Annotated in this window: 1 pseudogene; it reads left to right on the top strand. The window is 33.6% G+C overall.

Annotated features, from left to right (window positions below):
• A pseudogene (locus tag AEA42_RS11470) lies at window positions 1-411 on the top strand (hypothetical protein); the annotation flags it as partial.

The following is a 411-nucleotide window of genomic DNA, read 5'->3' as shown; positions in this document are numbered from 1 at the left end:
TTACAATATTTGGCGTACTGCCGATGGACCTGAAAGCAAACAAACTTTTACTTCACAAGAAAAAGATCGTGATTTTGCCCTCCCACTTCATTTAAAAACATTTCATTTAAAACGTGGAGAATTTCAAATTGAAACAGTAGGGATTAAAGAAGATAATACGGAAACAAATCTAGTAACATCTAAAATTACATTCCAGCAACATGTACCATTTTTGATGTATCATGCGATTGAAAAATACCCTGGACCAGGTGATGGTGATTACGGCTTATACGTACCGCCTGAACAATTCGAAAAACATATGCAGTATTTAAAAGATAACGGTTATACGATGCTCACATTTGAACGTTGGAATGATATAAACCGTGTTAATAAACCTATTTTTATAACAATGGATGATGGTCGAAAAAATAA

Origin of the sequence: Shewanella sp. Sh95, from assembly GCF_001308045.1 — a bacterium.
GTDB lineage: Bacteria > Pseudomonadota > Gammaproteobacteria > Enterobacterales > Shewanellaceae > Shewanella > Shewanella xiamenensis.
The sequence above is the reverse complement of the archived record's forward strand: the minus strand, read 5'-3'. Positions and strand labels throughout refer to the sequence as shown.